This window comes from Corallococcus praedator, from assembly GCF_003612125.1.
GTDB lineage: Bacteria > Myxococcota > Myxococcia > Myxococcales > Myxococcaceae > Corallococcus > Corallococcus praedator.
This window is the reverse complement of sequence record NZ_RAWI01001019.1, coordinates 1-449: the sequence shown is the minus strand read 5'-3', so window position 1 is coordinate 449 and position 449 is coordinate 1. Positions and strand designations below refer to the sequence as shown.

1 protein-coding gene is annotated in these 449 nt (G+C 52.1%); it reads right to left on the bottom strand.

The window, feature by feature from the left end; all coding sequences use genetic code 11:
* Positions 1-38 precede the first annotated feature (38 nt).
* Positions 39-449: sodium:solute symporter family transporter (locus tag D7Y13_RS42850; protein ID WP_439329268.1), on the bottom strand; the 411-nt coding region annotated here is incomplete at its 5' end.

Sequence of the window (449 nt, the reverse complement as noted above, 5' to 3'; positions counted from 1 at the left end):
CATCAATGCAATGGCTAGTGGCCTGACGTCGGCCGACATCAATAACCGGCTTCCAGTTCTTTCCGGACTTTGTCGAACTGCGTTTTCATTGCATCACTCGGCGAATCGCCCAGTTTACTGACGACAATGATTGCTGCAGACGCAAAAATGAAACCCGGCACCAGTTCGTATAAACCGAACCAGGCGTATTGTTTCCAGATAATGACGGTGACTGCACCGACAATCATGCCGGCCAGTGCACCGTTGCGTGTCATCGCTTTCCAGGCCAGCGAGAACAAAACAACCGGACCAAAAGCTGCACCAAAACCTGCCCAGGCATAACTGACCAGACCCAATACTTTGCTTTCCGGATTCTGAGCCAGCGCGATGGCGATAAGCGCGATGGTCAACACCATCGCACGCCCAACCCAAACCAATTCTTTCTGGCTTGCATTTTTACGGACCATGCC